The 16,250-nt window shown below is 60.6% G+C and carries 14 protein-coding genes; 4 read left to right on the top strand and 10 right to left on the bottom strand.

Annotated elements, in window-relative coordinates:
* Positions 1–4: 4 nt before the first annotated feature.
* On the top strand, positions 5–961 hold the full coding sequence (locus G5S37_RS28245) for a kelch repeat-containing protein (protein ID WP_165209044.1): 957 nt from the start codon (positions 5–7) through the stop codon (positions 959–961).
* A gap of 15 nt (positions 962–976) precedes the next feature.
* On the opposite strand, the gene G5S37_RS28240 is transcribed toward G5S37_RS28245, so the two are convergent.
* The 5 genes from G5S37_RS28240 to G5S37_RS28220 form a co-directional block, all read right to left on the bottom strand.
* Positions 977–1,759, bottom strand: a complete 783-nt coding sequence (locus G5S37_RS28240; protein ID WP_240914731.1) for an SDR family oxidoreductase — start codon at positions 1,757–1,759, stop codon at positions 977–979.
* 2 nt (positions 1,760–1,761) lie between these two features.
* Positions 1,762–2,571, bottom strand: a complete 810-nt coding sequence (locus G5S37_RS28235) for an aldolase/citrate lyase family protein (protein WP_165209038.1) — start codon at positions 2,569–2,571, stop codon at positions 1,762–1,764.
* Complete coding sequence (locus G5S37_RS28230) at positions 2,568–3,548, bottom strand: Gfo/Idh/MocA family oxidoreductase (protein ID WP_206026188.1); 981 nt, start codon at positions 3,546–3,548, stop codon at positions 2,568–2,570. Before G5S37_RS28230 ends, G5S37_RS28235 begins: the two co-directional genes overlap by 4 nt.
* A gap of 1 nt (position 3,549) precedes the next feature.
* On the bottom strand, positions 3,550–4,569 hold the full coding sequence (locus G5S37_RS28225) for a Gfo/Idh/MocA family oxidoreductase (RefSeq protein WP_165209035.1): 1,020 nt from the start codon (positions 4,567–4,569) through the stop codon (positions 3,550–3,552).
* Positions 4,570–4,721: 152 nt separating this feature from the next.
* Positions 4,722–7,292: a discoidin domain-containing protein gene (locus G5S37_RS28220; protein ID WP_165209032.1), complete on the bottom strand. Its 2,571-nt coding sequence runs from the start codon at positions 7,290–7,292 to the stop codon at positions 4,722–4,724.
* Between the two features lie 104 nt (positions 7,293–7,396).
* Between G5S37_RS28220 and G5S37_RS28215 the strand changes: the two genes are divergently transcribed.
* Positions 7,397–8,137 (top strand): helix-turn-helix domain-containing protein, encoded by a 741-nt coding sequence (locus G5S37_RS28215; RefSeq protein WP_206026187.1) that lies wholly within the window; start codon positions 7,397–7,399, stop codon positions 8,135–8,137.
* Between the two features lie 74 nt (positions 8,138–8,211).
* Positions 8,212–9,126, top strand: a complete 915-nt coding sequence (locus G5S37_RS28210) for a hypothetical protein (protein ID WP_165209029.1) — start codon at positions 8,212–8,214, stop codon at positions 9,124–9,126.
* Positions 9,127–9,403: 277 nt separating this feature from the next.
* Here G5S37_RS28210 and G5S37_RS28205 read toward each other — a convergent pair whose 3' ends face one another.
* The 5 genes from G5S37_RS28205 to carA form a co-directional block, all read right to left on the bottom strand.
* Entirely contained in the window at positions 9,404–11,098 is a 1,695-nt protein-coding gene (locus G5S37_RS28205; protein WP_165209026.1) for a sulfatase-like hydrolase/transferase, read from the bottom strand.
* A 55-nt stretch (positions 11,099–11,153) separates the two neighbouring features.
* Positions 11,154–11,717, bottom strand: a complete 564-nt coding sequence (locus G5S37_RS28200; protein WP_165209023.1) for a hypothetical protein — start codon at positions 11,715–11,717, stop codon at positions 11,154–11,156.
* A gap of 67 nt (positions 11,718–11,784) precedes the next feature.
* Positions 11,785–13,005 (bottom strand): aspartate kinase, encoded by a 1,221-nt coding sequence (locus G5S37_RS28195; RefSeq protein ID WP_165209020.1) that lies wholly within the window; start codon positions 13,003–13,005, stop codon positions 11,785–11,787.
* A 63-nt stretch (positions 13,006–13,068) separates the two neighbouring features.
* Entirely contained in the window at positions 13,069–13,632 is a 564-nt protein-coding gene (locus G5S37_RS28190; protein ID WP_165209017.1) for a hypothetical protein, read from the bottom strand.
* Positions 13,633–13,709: 77 nt separating this feature from the next.
* Entirely contained in the window at positions 13,710–14,870 is a 1,161-nt protein-coding gene (gene carA / locus G5S37_RS28185; protein ID WP_165209015.1) for a glutamine-hydrolyzing carbamoyl-phosphate synthase small subunit, read from the bottom strand.
* A 95-nt stretch (positions 14,871–14,965) separates the two neighbouring features.
* On the opposite strand from carA, the gene G5S37_RS28180 reads away from it, so the two are divergent.
* Positions 14,966–16,234, top strand: a complete 1,269-nt coding sequence (locus G5S37_RS28180; RefSeq protein WP_165209012.1) for an MgtC/SapB family protein — start codon at positions 14,966–14,968, stop codon at positions 16,232–16,234.
* Positions 16,235–16,250: the final 16 nt, after the last annotated feature.

Below are 16,250 nucleotides of genomic sequence, written 5' to 3'. Positions count from 1 at the left end.
CCTGATGACTCTCGCCGCCACTGGAATCATCGCTGCTGCCGAGTGGGAACCCATCGCCCCATTGCCAGTGCCCAATGGCGGCTTCGCAACAGGTGCCGTAGAGGGCCAGATTGTCATTGCCGGCGGTACGACATGGAAGGATGACGTGAAGGTGTGGCTTGATGACGTGTGGACCTATGACGCCTCAGCGAACCAATGGAAACCTCTGGGCAAGCTCCCGAATCCTCTGGCCTATGGAGTATCGGTCGAGGCCGATGATGGCTTGCTCATCGCGGGTGGTTTTGATGGGAAACAGAGTCGCACCGAGGTGCTGAAGATTGGCGCAGACAAGAGGATTTCCACCACACCGCATCGCCTTGCAGAAGGCACGAGCCTCGCTGTGGGGGGCTTGTTGGGCGAGGGGAGTGAGGGAAGTTTGTATGTCTTCGGCGGCAGTCCAGACCCGGCAAAGCTGGATGGCGTTTTGTCATTTGGGCAGCGGGTGCTACTCAGGGGCGACAAGGCGGAACGGCTGCCCGAAGACAAATCCGCACAGCTCTTCATTTCCACCGGAGTCGTGTGTGGAGATGCGTTTTATGCCTTCACCAGCGCCCGCGCTACTTCACCAACCACCGTGGAGAATCTGGCTGAAGCACGAGTGTTTCGCGCCGGGACCATGTCGTGGTCACCCATTCGACCCTATCCCATGCCATGGCGTGGCGTCACCGCGTTGCGGCTGGATGACACGCAGATCTATCTCGCCGGCGGCTACGGTGGCGATCCTGAATCGTTCCGATCCGCGAGCTTCGTCTACAACACAAAGAAGAACAACTACCGCTTGGGCAAATCACTTCCCATCGCCGCCATGGTGGGTCTTGTCAGCGATGGGAGATACGTCTACTGCCTCGGTGGCGAAGACGCCAAGAAGCACCGCACCGACAAGTGCTGGCGCATTCCGCTCGCGGAGTTGCTGAAGCAGTAGCAGCAGGCGGGCGGTCTACTTCGCAGTATATCCACCATCCACCGGGATCATCGCCGCCGTGATATAGCGCGAGGCATCGCTTAGCAAGAAGATCACCGCACCGCCCAGGTCGCGCTCACCGGCCATGCGATTGAGCATGGTGTGCTGGTTGTAGCGGGTGAGAAACGGCTCCGGCTGGTGATTGAAGAATCCACCCGGAAGCAGGCAGTTCACGCGGATGTTCTTCGACCCGTAGATGGCGGCGTGATAGCGGGTGAGATTCATCATGCCGCCCTTGTGGAAGAAGTAGTCTGGCGGGGGTACGCCCATATCCGTGCCTTCATAAAGCTCCAGGCTGGCGCCCACCGCTCCTTGAATGCTGCCGATGTTCACGATGCTGCCGCCGTTGCTGTTCGCCGCCATGGCGTCACCAAAGGCACGCGTGATCAGCATCAGTCCCGTGGCATTCACCTTCATCGATTGCTCCCAGGTGGAGACATCATCTTGAGGTGACTTCATGACGCGCAGCACGGCATTGTTCACCAATCCATCCACCCGTCCATGCTGGCTTATTACTCGGTCACGCAGGGCAAGAATGGACTTCTCCTCGCCCTGATCCAGCGACTCCGCATGCACATCGAAGCCACGCGCCCGCTCGGCGCGCACCACGTAGTCGAGCTTCTCCACATTGCGTGCAGCCAGCACCAGGGTGGCGCCGGATTCCGCGAGCATCGCCGCGAGGCCACGACCAAAGAGGCCTGCGCCTCCGGTGAGCACCACCACCTTGCCACGCAGGCTGAAATCTTCGAGGGCGCTCATGCTCATGATTTGGAATTGTAGACGGCGGCGGGCATGGCAGCGGAGGTGCCTGTGTAGTCGGACACCAGCTTGTTGAAGGCCGCGCCGAGGCTGAGCACGTCGGCGCCGAGGTTGAAGATGCGCCAGCCTTCGCTTTCGAGCTCCGGGCGCGGTGCCACCATGCCGGGAATCATGAGATGCTTACCATGCTCGCGCGCGGCCTCTGCCACACGTTTGCGTGCTGCCACTACCTCCGCATCGCCAACCTGACCCGCCTTGCCAATCAGATGGCTGAAGTCTCCAGGGCCGAAGAGCAGAATATCGAAGCCGGGCACTGCTGCAATCTCTTCCACGTTCGCGAGTGCTTCCGGCGACTCGATTTGCAGAATGAGCAACTTCTCCGTGTTGCCGTGTTTCAGGTACTCGGTCATGGGAAGCTGGCAGAAGGCGCCATCGATATTTCCCCCATCAATGGGCCGGCGTCCCAGCGGTTGGAATCGCGTCATCTCCACAATCTTGCGCGCCTCCTCGGCGGTGCCCACGTGTGGCACCATGATGGCGGTGGCATCCATTTCGAATGGCTTCACATAGTCGCTGTAGCTGCCTTTGCTCACGCGCACGATGGTATCCATGTCATGCAGCTTCGCTGCGCGCACCTGGTGTTCCAGGTTGGTCCAGTCATTGGGCACATGCTCGTTGCACAGCCACACGGCAGCCGCTCCGGCCAGGCCGGCCAGCTCGATGATGCGGGGATCGTTGAGGTTCAGTTTCAGCGTGCACGGATTGGCACCGGCATTGAGTTCACGGAGGAGGCGGCTTTTTCGGGGTTTCATGAAAGTGTGGTGGAGGTTACGATGATATCAGACCAGACATTCACGAGGGGGATCTCTATACCCCCCTTTTCGCGGCTTTGAATGCCGGCAATGACGATGGCCATGAGATCCACGGTCTGCTCAAAAGGCACCGGGCGGACGCCCGTGCGCAGCATCTCAATGAAGGCGAGGAGCTGTCCGCGAAAAGCAGGATACGTATCCGTGAGCCGGAGGGCGAGCTGTCCCTTGGTACCGTACAAGTGCACCGCGCCGAAGCTGCCATATGCATCGTGAATGGCTCCCAGCGTCACCTGGGCGCCGCTGACGTGGGTGAGATGCACCACATCCGATCCTGCCTGATGCATGGTGCGCGCGCTCATGAATCCGGTGCCCAGCAGTGGGTACACCGCCTCCAGCGCGTGGATGCCGTAGCGTTCCCAGGTCTTGCACGTGAAGCTGGTGATCCAGCGCAGGTCACCCAGGTCCGGTCGCATCGCCTCAGCCTGGCGCATCTCCGGCGCGTAGCGCATGCCGCTCGTGGAAAGGATGACCTTGCCCGTTTTGTGCCAGCGGACGAATTGCAGCAGATCTGGCAGGTTGGTGGCCATGGGCTTGTCCACAAAAACCGGGAGCCCCGCTTCCACAAACGGGCGTGCGCGCTTCACGTGATTGTCACCATCATCCGTGGAGATGATCACGGCATCCACGTGACCGATCACTTCCTCCGGTTTGGAAACGATGTGCTCAATCAAGCTGGCCTTGGCAACCGGCTCCGCCTCCGCGGGATTGTCCGTCCACAGATGTGTGACTCGTGCCCCGGGAATACGCACGGAGTCGAGCGGCTGCCTGCCTAGGTAACCCGGGATGGCTGCATAAGGACAGGCGGCCATCGCTTCGGGGTCATAACCATTGATAATAGCAGACCAGGAATAGGGGTGTCCGTTCCCCTCAATCATGCCCAGCATGGCCAGGCGGATTTCCTGTCCGGGTGGGATCATGTCATGAGATGGTCACGGGTAATCCAGAGTCCATGGAACGCAGCGCTGCGAGGTTGAACTTCAGTGTCTGCACGCCCTCTTCAAAAGTACACAACGGCGACGGCTTGCCCTCCATGCCATCCATGCCATCCAGGAAGGCATTGGCCTGCGCGATGAAAAGGTCGTCCCTCTCCAGCGGTGGCGTGGTGCGCCAGGACCACTCTGTTTCGCCGCGCATCATAGTACCCCAGCGCCGGTGATGATGCTCGACGCTCAGGCTGCCCTTTTCACCGTGGAGGGTAAAGGCCAGCTCATTGGGTGTCTGGAACTGGTTCATAGCATAGCTCACCAGGACATTGTCGTGGCGCACGGAGAGGTTCACCGTGTCCTCCACCGTCACGCCCTCGAGCATTTGATGGGAGGCATCGCAGAAGACACGCGTCGCGGGGCCCAGCAGCCATTCCATGGCATTCATGGCATGCGTGATCGCGTCCTGGATGCAGCCGCCACCGGTCTCGCGTTTCGCGTAGTAGATATCCCGGTAGGCCGGGCGGAAGGTGGGGAAATGCTGACCCGCGCACAGGGTGGCATGTAGCACCCGCCCAAGGGCTCCGGTCTTCACAAACTCCTGCGCCGCGAGTATCCAGGGAAAGACGTGATACACATAAGCCACCGCCACGTGTCGACCGCTTCGTTCAATGGCGCAGCGGGTCTCCTCCACACCGTCCAGCGAGGTCGACAGCGGCTTCTCAATCAGCAGGGCTGCTCCGTGCTCGGCCCCCTGCCTTGCGATGAGAAGGTGGGTCTGTGCCGGGGTGCAAATAACGAGGGCATCATAGCGGCTGGACTTCAGGGCCGCGGCGAAGTCTGGCTGCGCCTTTACCGCATATCGCTCGGCCACGGTATGCAGCAGCGTGGCATTGGCATCGCAGACCTCCACCTTGCAGCGCTTCGTCGCCTGGAAACAGCGCAGGTGCCGCTCCCCAATGCTGCCACAGCCGACGACGAGGATACGGGGGAGGGTGCTGGAAGTCTGCGCCATGTGGATGAATCAGCACAACGCCGATCCACCATGGAATCTACACAAAAGCGAGCAATGTCCGCACCTGTAAAGGTGGGCCTACGCAAGATTCCCACTGCCTCGACCTGTTTTGGGAGGCAGCGGGAATGGCAGCGCGGAAGGGTGTAGGGGTCTCAGGGCATCGCGTTTCGGGGCGTGGTGACGTCCACCTCATGGATGTTCCATGGGGTGCGCTTGTCGCCACCGCCGGTCTGCGTGATCTTGATGAACTTCGCCTTGGTAGGGGAGAAGGCGATCTCGGTCAGGTTCGTGGTCGCGCCGCCATTGTAGACCGGCTTGCTCCAGGCTTTGCCATCGGCAGATGTCTCCACACGTAGGTTTCGTGAGAGGTAACCGCCACCCGCGCTGAAGGAGAAACGCAGCCCATTGATGGTGGATTCCACCGGCAGCTCGATGGTGAGCCACATGCCGTTGTTCAAGGGCTTCTCGCTGGTCCACTTGGACTTTAGATCTCCATCGACACACCCAGCCAGACCATCTGCCTTTTCGCTGGTGGTGAGTTTCCAGTTCTTGCGGTTCATCAGCACGGGCGGGGCGGAGGCGAAGATTTCCTCCTCCGTCATGGGTGCCGTGCGGGCCTGGTATTCCTTGCGCACGCGAGCCACGTCCTTGGGCTCGATGAAGGTGCCGGCGTTGCCGAAGCGATTGCGCACATAGCTGAGTACATCGGAGATCCACTCGTCCGGGTTGTTCGCCATGGGAATCATCTGTGCTTGGTAGGTCTTGCCATTCACCGGACCGGTCACGCCGTGCAGTAGGGCGAGGACGAGGCCATCGCGATGCCCCATGACCACCTTCGAGCCGGAGAGCGGTGGCGCGAGCAACATGGGACCGGTGGGTCCGTCGATCGCCGTGCCCTTGCCATCGAGGCCGTGGCAGGTGAAGCACAACTCCTGGAAGATTGCCTGGCCGCGGTGCATGGATTCCTTCTGTGTGCCGCCAAGTTCGCGGGGGAATTCTGCGCTGTTCGTGAGGATCTGGGTGGCGATGTCCTTCACGCCTTTGGAAGGCGTGCCGAGTGCCGCGAGGTTCACGAACTTCGCGTAGTCCTTCCATTTCATGAGCTTCGCCGTGAGGCAGACCTGAATCACCACGGAGGGATCGCTGTCCTTGGCGAGGGCCATCACGTCCTGCTGCAGCTTCTCATCCACCAGCGACTCACTGGCGCGGATGCCGGCGCGACGTACTTGTGGCGAGGCGTCCTTCAGCGCGGTGCGGATGATGTCCGGAGTGAGCGCACCCAGTCCTTCCAGCGTCCACAAGGCGTGGATACGAGCGAGGGCATTCTCATGCTTCTGCACCATTTCCGCGAGGGTGGGGGCGATGCTCTTGTCCTGTTTCAGCACCAGAATCTTCTGGGCCGTGTCACGATACCAGCCATTCGGGTGCGCCAGGGCCGCGGCGAGTTCTTTGGGTGAAGCATCGATCAGCTTCGGAGCGGGCACGGGTTTCGTGCTCTCGTGCACGAGGCGCCAGATGCGGCCACGACCGATGATCTTGTCCATGCTGTGCTGCAGGATTACCTTGCGCAGGTAGCTGCCGTCACGTGTCCAGTTTCCCTCCTGGATGATGCCGCGATACATATCCACGATGTAGAGCGTGCCATCCGGCGCCGTCTTCATGTCCACTGGACGGAAGCAGGCGTCCGAGCTGCGGAGGAATTCATTCTGCGGATAGGGATTATGCAGAATGGTGATGCCATCATTCACCTCGATGGTGCTGCGGCGCACGAGGCGGCCCACCGGTTCGCCAAAGAAGAGGTTCCCCTTCAGTTCCGCCGGGAGCTGGTCACCGCGGTAGATTTCACCGCCGCAGGTCGCGGTGAAGTGGTTCAGTGTGTCGTCATCGCGGGACTTGCCGGGGCCGCCTTGGTAGTCGCGCAAGCCCATCGCGGGCCACACGACTTCGAAGCCTGGCTCGAATTGATTCCTCGTGGCGAACTGTCCGTAGAGGATGTGCTGCTGGAAGTTCAACGGGCCTTTTTCGCCACCGGCATTCACCACCCAGAACTTGCCGTCATCATCCTGCGTGCCGCCCCACTGGCCGCCATTGCCGGGAATGTCCTGCTTGATGAGCTGGCCGTCCTTCCAGCGCAGGCGGTAGTTGTTCACCGCCGTGTAGAGCCAGTTGTCATTCGCCCACGTGAGACCGCTGGGCTGGTGCTCCAGGTTTCCACCGCGTGGGCCACCCTGATACACCTGCTTCTTCTCATCACTGACACCATCGCCATTGGTGTCCTTGTAGAGGTGGATGTCATTCGTATCCGTCTCGCCAATCAATATGCCGTCCGCGAGTGGGAGCAGGAGGCGGGGCAGCATGAGCTTGTCCGCGAAGATGCGATGCTGGTCATACACGCCATCGTTTTTGCTGGACCAGTGCACGGAAACCCGGCTGTTGGGCACAAGTTGATTCGTGCCATCGATGTCCGGCATGTAGGTGCGCATCTCCGCCACATAGAGGCGGCCATTGCCATCGAAGGCCATGCACACCGGGTCTACGATCTCCGGCTCGCTGAGGATGAGCTCGAGCCGGTAACCCGGAGGAAGCTGGAAGGTCTTCGCGGCTTCGCTCGGTGAGAGCGGTTTTACCGGAGGTTTCGGTGGGAACTCGACGTTCTCTTGCGCAACGGCGGACGACAGACTTAAGAGGGCAGCAAGGAAGAGCTGGCGGGTGAGCTTGACCATAGGAGCGGGCGGGCGGATTTCGGGGGAAGAATAGCGCCGATAAATACCTTCAAAGCCCGCCGGTTGTTTGGTGACAGCCTGCCAATGTTTGTTAAAATCCCGCCATGGCTTCACCGCGTCTTCAGGCGGACTTTTTCGCCCGCATGGCCGATCCACAGGGGGTTCGGGCCATTTTTGAGCACCTGCCGGGCGTCTTCTTTTTTGTGAAAGATGCTCACGGCAGGCACATTGCGGCGAACAGCGTGACCTTTACCCGGTTTGGCATCAAGAACGAGCGGGAACTGGTGGGCGCCATGGATGAGAAGTTCTTCCCCGCGGAGCTCGCGCAGGCCTTCCGCGAGGACGACCAGATGGTGATGCGCAGCCGCAAGCCGCTCATCAACCGCCTCGAAGTCTGGTACGACGAGCAGCGGAATCTTGACTGGTTCCTCACCACCAAGCTCCCTGTGCTGGACAAGGAGGGCCAGGTCATCGGCGTCATGGGCATCACGCGCCGCGATGAGGACCGCATGCGCCATCACGACGTGCGTGAAGTCACCGCAGCCGTGCAGTATGCGCGGAAGAACTGTGACAAGAACGTCTCCACCGCTGAACTCGCCAAAGCCGCCGGCGTTTCCGAGCGGCATCTGCACCGCCAGCTTCAAGCCACTCTCGGTCTCACACCTCACGAGCTCATGTTGCGCACGCGCATCCAGTCTGCTGCGGAGTCCCTGGCGAAGACGTCTGCGCCCATCATTGAGATCGCGCTGAACCACGGCTTCTGCGACCAGAGCGCCTTCACCCAGCAGTTCCGCAAACGCACCGGCATGACGCCGAAACAGTTCAGGATGCGCAATCAGGGATGAGAAGGGGCGCCACATGCCCGCGTATTCCTTTTCTCATGCCCTTTGCCCTTCCGTTGAATCATTCACGCACATGGATGGCCGCCGCTTTCCTGTGCAGCGTATTCCTTATTCAGATTCCCAAGGACTCTCTGCAGGCCGCACCTCCCGGTAAGCCGCTTCCTTCCCATGCAGACGTGTCGTACGGCCCGAGTCCGCTTCAGTTGCTGGATGTCTACCTGCCACGCGAGCCACGTGGTACCTGCCCGGTGTTGATCTGGTTCGGAGGCATCTGGAAGCCTGCCAAAAATGTGCCAGACTGCACTCCCTTCTTCAAGGCTGGCTGCGCTGTCATCGGAGTGCAAACACGCACCATGGGTGAAGCCACCCAGGACGGCGTATTCCCTCCCATCTCGTATGTGATGGACGACGCGTGCCGGGCGGTGCAGTTTGTGCGGTCAAAGGCCGCCGCCTGGGGGCTCGATCCCGAGCGTATTGCGGTAGGTGGCGGTTCACAAGGCAGCCTCCCCGCACTCTACGTGGGCTGTTCTGCCGACCGGGCCAAGCCTGACGCCACGGACCCTGTTGAGAAACACTCCACACGCGTGGTTGCCATTGCCGCCTTCCGCAGCCAGCCGAGCATCGATCCCAAACGCATGCAGGAGTGGGTGGCGGGTGTGCAGTGGGGCGCACCGGCACTGGGCTGCAAGTTCGAGGAATCCCTCGTGCGTCGGGATGAACTGCTCCCCGTGATAAAGGAATGGTCACCCGACTATCTGCTGCATCCCGGCGTGGCCCCCATCTATTTCGAAAACGAATGGGGCCTCACCCAGCCCAAGGATGTGACCGAGTCCAACTACAAGGTGCATGCACCGATGTGGGGCCTTGGCTTCCAAAAGCTGGCCCAGGAGAAAGGCGTGAAGTGTTATGTGAAATACCTGGACCATCCCACGGAAGAATATGCCAACACGTGGGACTTCCTGGTGAAGCAGCTTACGGCGAAGGGGACGTAGACCGGTCGGGAAACCGAGCGTCCGCATGATACTGGATGCCCAACCTGTCTCATGCCCCAGAGGGCATCTATGCGCGCGTACATCGCATAGGCCCAAGGAGGGGGAACGCCTCGTTCCCCTGGGTGACAAGGTTCATGGTTTGGCGCCACCTGGGTACCCGTACAAGCTCACTGAGGGGATTCGGGTTGCATGACCACCAGGCGTGGTGCCCGCTGACGGGAACGAGGCGTTCCCGATCCTTGGGCCTGTGGCGACGTGCTGGGTGAGTTCCTCTGTTTTACTTCCCCACAAACTCCTCGCGGCTCAGGAAACCATCGCTGTTCTTGTCGAACTTTGGAAAACGCTTCGGTGCTTCCTCAGGATCCGGCTGATCCTTGAGGAACTCCTCCTTCGTCAGCTTGCCGTCCTGGTCCTTATCGCGCTTGTTGAACATCGCGTTGCGATCCTGCTTGGGTTTCTTCGCATTGGCAGGTGTCGTATTCGACTGGGGCTTGCTGCGATCCAGCAGTTTCAGTCCCAAAGGAGGTGCTTCACTCAGACGCTTCGCCATCATCGCGGAAAGCTCGGCCACGGTGGCGGCATGCTCCGATTTATTCGCGAGGTTCTCCGTCTCGCCGGGATCGCTTTGCATGTCATATAGCTCGCGATCCGCGACGGTCTTATCCGCCTTTTGCCACTCAACATAACGCCAGCGTTCCGTCCGCATCGCTTGACCCAGCAGTGGCCCGGTCTCAGGGGTGCTGCGCGGATACACCTGGAAAGCAGCGGGCTTCACACTGCCCTTGGGATCATCGAGTAGCGGCACCAGACTCGTGCCCTGCAGGTGCGAAGGCTTGGCGATGCCAGCGAGATCGCAAAGCGTGGGATAGATATCATTGAACTCCACCACCGCGCTCGACTTCTGGCCACCCTTTTTCCCGGGTGCGGAGAACAAGAGTGGGGCATTCGTAGCCTGCTCATAGTCGGAATGTTTGCACCACATGCCGTGGTCGCCCAGATGCCAGCCGTGATCGCCCCAGAGCACGATGACCGTATTCTCTGCCAGGCCGAGCTTCTCCAACTCATCCAGCACGAGGCCCAGCTGCGCATCCATGTAGCTCGTGGCCGCATAGTAGCCGTGAATCAGGGTGCGCGTGAGGTCCGTAGGCAGTGCACCTTTTTCCGGAATGCCTAGGTACTGGCGCAACTCACCCCATGAGGTGGGTGCGTAGGACGGTGCACCGTCCGGCGGTGTGGCGCGGTCAGGTTGTGGCAGCGTGGCCGGATCATACATGTCCCAGTACTTCTTCGGCGCGCAGAAAGGCAGGTGGGGCTTCACAAAACCCACCGCAAGGAAAAAGGGCTCCCCGCTCTCCTTGAAGCCACGCAGTCGGTTCACTGCTTCCAGCGCGATCTTGCCATCGCCATAGGCATCATCCGGCACATCCGCGGACTCATACGCCGCGCCCTTGGGCAGCTTGCCCGCCGCCTTGTTGTCGAAGAGCGCTTCCTCGCGCGTGAGCGACTTTTTGTTCTCCTCCAGCGCGTAGCCAATGCTCTTTGCCTGGAAGTGTGGCACGCTCCACGAAGCGGCGTCTTCATTGTTCCCATGACCCACGTGGAAGATCTTGCCCACGCCGTGGCTCTGCCAGCCTTGCTGCTTGAAGTGCTGCGGCAGCGTCACCACCTCCGGGGCACGCTTCCGGAAGTTCGTACCCAGATCATAGATCTGCAGCACCTCGGGCCGCAGTCCGGTGAGCACCCCATTGCGCGACGGCGAACACACCGCCTGCATGCAGTACGCGCGCGTGAACACCGTGCCCTTCGCCGCGATACGGTCGATGTTCGGCGTCTTCGCATGCGAGTCCCCGAAGCTGCCGATGGTCGGCTTCAAGTCGTCCACGGCGATGAAGAGGACGTTGGGTTTCTTGTCGGCTGCTTTCAGAAACACGGGCAAAAGCAGCAGCGTGGAGACGAGGAAACGTAGTTTCATGGGGGTCATTCTGCGACGAGAAACGCAGAAAATTCCAGCCAGATCGCACGACTTTTCAAATGTTCCGGATCCCACACTGCACCGTCACGTCTCTCCATTTCTCCAATAAGGCAGTTCGGCGAGTTTCCATTTTTGGATCCTCAAACGCCTCCGCCACCAGATTCCGGGCTTGTTGGGCGAATTCCCTCGCGACTTCGTGCTCGCCGAAATCGTGGCTTGGAAAGATCAGCCCTCTTCGCCACTTTGGATCCACCCTGCCCACAATGGTCTCCGCAACCAGCAGTCGATCCCTTTGCGAAAGCAGCGGTTGGATCACCGCTGTGGCATTAAGGAGGCGTCCAAGAAGACCATGGAAGCGTCGCTGCACGATCAAATCCTCGACATGGGAATGCCGCCACCAGGCTTCATCGCGGTCCACCCCATCGCTCTCCAAATGCGCAAGGCCTTCGGTGGCTGCCTCAAATGCCCATGCGGTTTCCTGCTCCTTCCCAATTCCCATTGCGCGGTACTCCTCATACCGTGCAGGAAAATCTCGCTGCATGTGCATGTGTTGACACCCCTTGAGTTGGAAATATTCCTTCGCATCCGAGATTGAGGTGATGGGCAACTCTGGATTCATGGATCACGTGGCTGGAACGCTCATTTCAACTTTGGATTTGCATACACTGGAGTCCGAGGACGCACGTCTACGGCACCACCTCCCCCTCTGCCTCCAGGAACGTTGCATGCAATCTCCGCACCGCATCATCCACACCCGCCAGTGGCACCAGCCAGGTGATGCGGAAACGTGAGGTGGAAATCCCGAGCACGCCATGCGTGGCCAAGGCAGCAGAGCCGGCGCGGAGGTTCTTGTAGTTCGTGGTGATGCCGGTGCCGACCACGCTCACCGCGCCGATTCCATCCTCCAGCTTCACCGTATCGCCAAACTTCTCCTGCAGTTTCGCGCGCAGCCGTGCTTCATCGTGCAGATTCTCCCGGGAGATGACCATGGCAAGGCTGTTCGCGCCATCGCCCGAGGTGGCCACGTGCAGTTGCTTGCCGACCACCGACAGCTCATCCAGCAACTCCAGAACGGCATCTGCGCCACTCGCAGCATCCAGCAAGAAGAGATCCTTCTCACTAGCCACGCCCACCACACGTCCCGGCACGTTGGGACCAAACTTCCGTACCACCGTGCTGTCGGTGGGCTCTTCCGCGCCGGGAGGCGCTTGCTTCGTGGCGCGCGCGTAGATGGCGATGCCGCGCTCTTTGGCGAATTCCACGGCTTGCGCATTCAGCACCTTCGCGCCGGCCTCGGCCATCTCCTGCATCTCCTCATAGGCCATGGTGGGGATGCGCTTTGCCGCAGGGACTACGCGTGGATCCGCGGAGTACACGCCGTCCACATCCGAACAAATCTCACACCACTCGGCATCCAATGCCGCCGCCATGGCCACAGCCGTGGTGTCACTGCCACCGCGTCCCAGCGTGGTGATCTCCTTGCGGTAGGATACACCCTGATACCCTGCGATGATCACTATCTTCCCGCGCGAAAGCTCATCCTGCACGCGGAAGGGGCGCACCTCGATGATGCGCGCATCGATGTGGCGGTCATTCGTCACGATGCCCGCCTGGCTGCCGGTGAAGCTGATGGCATCTCCGCCCAATTCGCGAATCGCCATGGACAGCAGCGCCATGGAAATGCGTTCCCCCACGGAGAGCAGCATGTCCAGCTCACGGCGTTCCGGATTCGTGGACACCTTCTTCGCGAGGGTGAGCAGGTCATCCGTGGTATCGCCCATGGCAGAAACCACCACGGCCACCTGATGCCCTGCCTTCTGGGTCTCCATCACCCGCTTCGCCACAGCGCGGATCTTGTCCGCATCCGCCACGCTGCTGCCGCCATATTTTTGCACGACGATTGCCATGGGCCCATTAGTGGCACAGGGCAGCGAAACTGGCACGCGAATTGTCGAAGAGCAGGCGTGCGCCTAGAAAATCTTCCGCCAGATCTGCCCAAGAAATCCCTCGGAGGTTCCTTCTGTGACCGGTGAGGAATGCAACTCCTCCTCAGGAAGAATGCCCTTCAATTTCTCCCGAAGAAAGATGCGATCCGTTTCATCTTCTTCGAGGTGGTTCTGTTTGGTCTTCCAGAGCATGACCAGCGAGGCATAGGGAATGCGAACGCCGTCCACTTCTTCCCATTCTATCTCCGCAGCAGCATCCGCATAGGTGATGCCACACAAGTTGGTCGCCAGTTTCACAAGCACCCTGTCTGCCACGTGCACTTCGGTGTACTCACGCAGATCAACACCTTGGAGTTCCTGCGCTGCCTTCTCCGGCATGGTATCCAGCGCCTGCAAGACCACACGCTGGTGTTCCAGGTCACCGTCGATCAGAAGCGCCACTTCTTGGGGCGGCACATCCGCACCATGATGCCTCATGGCATGACTGCCGACCACAATGTATCGGGCGCCAAGCCGGTTCAGCTCACGGAAGAGCTGCAACTCCAAAGCGTTATCGTCGCCAACAGGCATGGAATCTGAGTCAGGCATGGTAGGAACCCTTTGCTGCTTCGCTGCTTTGCGTTTCGCCCAACCGTACCCGCTTTCGCGAGCGTCAGCCAGACTACTCACTTCTTCTGCTCGTCAATCAACTGCGCGAACTCACGGAAGAAGTAGCTCGCATCATTCGGTCCCGGAGCAGCTTCGGGATGGTACTGCACGCTGAACACCGGGTATTCCTTGTGACGCAGGCCCTCGACCGTGTTGTCGTTCAGGTTGATGTGGGTCACTTCCACATTGGAGGGAAGCGTGTCGGCATCCACGGCGAAGCCATGGTTCTGGCTGGTGATGGACACCTTGCCGCTGCGCAGATCCTTCACCGGCTGGTTGCCGCCACGATGGCCAAACTTGAGCTTATAAGTGGTGCCGCCAAAGGCGTGGCCCAAAAGCTGGTGACCCAGGCAGATGGCAAAAATCGGTTGGTGCGGCGTGAGCTTGCGTACCTGCTCATGGATGTATCCTAGCGCGGCCGGATCCCCGGGACCATTGCTGAGGAAGACGCCATCGGGCTTGCGCTTCAGCACTTCTTCCGCGCTCGTGGTGCTGGGCACCACCTCCACGGCGAAGCCCTCCTGGCGCAGGCGGCGCAGGATGTTCCGCTTGATGCCGAAATCGTAGGCCACGATGCGATGCTTCGCCTCGGGGAGTTGATGGAAGACGCCCTCCGCCCCACCCGACGAGCCCTGGCTCGGGTTCGGAATGTCCCAGCGGCGGCTGCTGTCGTCATCCCAGAGGTAGGGATCCACCGTGGTGACCTCCTTCACGAAATCGCTGCCCGTCATCGGCGCGCTGGCGCGGGCTAGTTCGACGGCTTCCTCCACGCTGGAGGCCTGGCTGGTGATGACCGAGCGCATGGCACCGCGGGTGCGAAGGTGCTTGGTCAGCGCACGGGTGTCGATTCCCTGGATGCCGGGAATGTCCCACTCCTTCAGCCAGCCATCGAGCGACTGCGTGCTGCGCCAGTTGCTGGGCACTTCGCAGAGTTCCTCCACCACGAAGCCGCGCACATGCGGAGCATTGCTCTCGAGGTCGAGCGGGTTGATGCCATAGTTCCCGATGAGCGGGTAGGTCATCGCCACAATCTGACCGCGATAGGACGGATCTGTCAGGACTTCCTGATAGCCAGTCATTGAGGTGTTGAAGCAAATCTCTCCAGTGCGCGTGGCGGTCGCGCCAAAGGCGATACCTTCAAAGTAACGTCCGTCTTCCAGTGCGAGGAGGGCTTTCATGTGGGGTGCCTGACTTACTCGAAATGGGGGGGCGGTGCAAGACCTGAACGAAAGATTGCCACACGCCGCCCAGATTCCCTATTTTATTGTAAACGATGACTGCCGCCGCCGAAATGCCCGCCACCGAACTCTTCGGGGCGCTGGGCACGGCCCTCGGGCTGGGATTGCTCGTGGGTCTGGAGCGCGAGTGGGTGAAGGACCAGGTGGCAGGCATCCGCACCTTTGCCCTCGTCACGCTTTCCGGAGCGCTCGCGGCCCTCGTGGCCAGTACCTATGGTGGGTGGGTCATCGCCGCCGCCCTGCTGTGTCTCGCCATGCTGATCCTCATCGGCAATCTCCCGGCCCTGAAGAAGGGGGCGAGTGGGGCAGACATGGGGCTAACGACCGAGTTCGCCATGCTGGTGATGTTCTTCACCGGCATGATGCCCATGCTCGGTCACGCCGTGGCCGCCACCGTCGTCGCCGGTGTGGTGATGGTGCTGCTCCAGAGCAAGGAGTTCATGCACGGCGTGGTGCGGAAGATTGGGGAGAAGGAACTCAAGGCCATCGCCCGGCTGGTGCTCATCGGGCTGGTCATTCTGCCCGTGCTGCCGAACGAGGACTACGGGTACTACGGCGTCTTTAACCCCTTCAAAATCTGGCTCATGGTGGTGCTCATCGTGGGCATCAGCCTGGCGGCCTACCTGATCGGCAAGGTCATCGGGCCCAACAAAGGTCTGCTCGCTTCCGGCCTGCTGGGAGGCTTGATTTCCAGCACCGCCACCACCGCCAGCCTTTCCCGCCAGAGCAAGGATACCAAGGTCAGCCCCGCGCTGCTCGCCGTCGTCATCATGATTGCCTCGACCGTGGTCTTCGGCCGCGTCGTGGTAGAAATCTTGATGGTGGCTCCCAAGGCCGGGCAGTCCATGATTTACCCCTTCCTTACCATGATGGCGTGGATGGCCGTGGTGAGTGTCATCTGCTGGTTCCTGGCCCGGAAAGAAATGGCGAAACCGCCTCAGAGTGAGCCTCCTTCCGAAATGAAAGGCGCGGTGATGTTTGGTCTCCTGTATGCCTTGGTGCTGCTGGGGGTGGCAGTGGCCCGGCACAACTTCGGGCAGGGAGGACTTTACACCGTGGCCGCCATCTCGGGCCTCACGGACATGGATGCCATCACCCTCTCGACGGCCAACCTGGTGAACAGCAGCAACCTCGACCCCGGCACCGCCTGGCGTGTCATCCTCACGGGCGGCGTGGCGAACTTGGTGTTCAAGGGGATCATGGTCGTCACCGTCGGCAGCCGTGCGCTGGCAGGGTGGGTGGCCGTGGTGTTCGGCGTCTCTATATTAGGCGCCGGGCTTATTGCATGGCTATGGCCGTCATAGGCGTCTCCTATTCTTG

The sequence above is a fragment of the Roseimicrobium sp. ORNL1 genome (assembly GCF_011044495.1).
Taxonomy (GTDB): domain Bacteria; phylum Verrucomicrobiota; class Verrucomicrobiia; order Verrucomicrobiales; family Verrucomicrobiaceae; genus Roseimicrobium.
The sequence above is the reverse complement of the archived record's forward strand: the minus strand, read 5'-3'. Positions and strand labels throughout refer to the sequence as shown.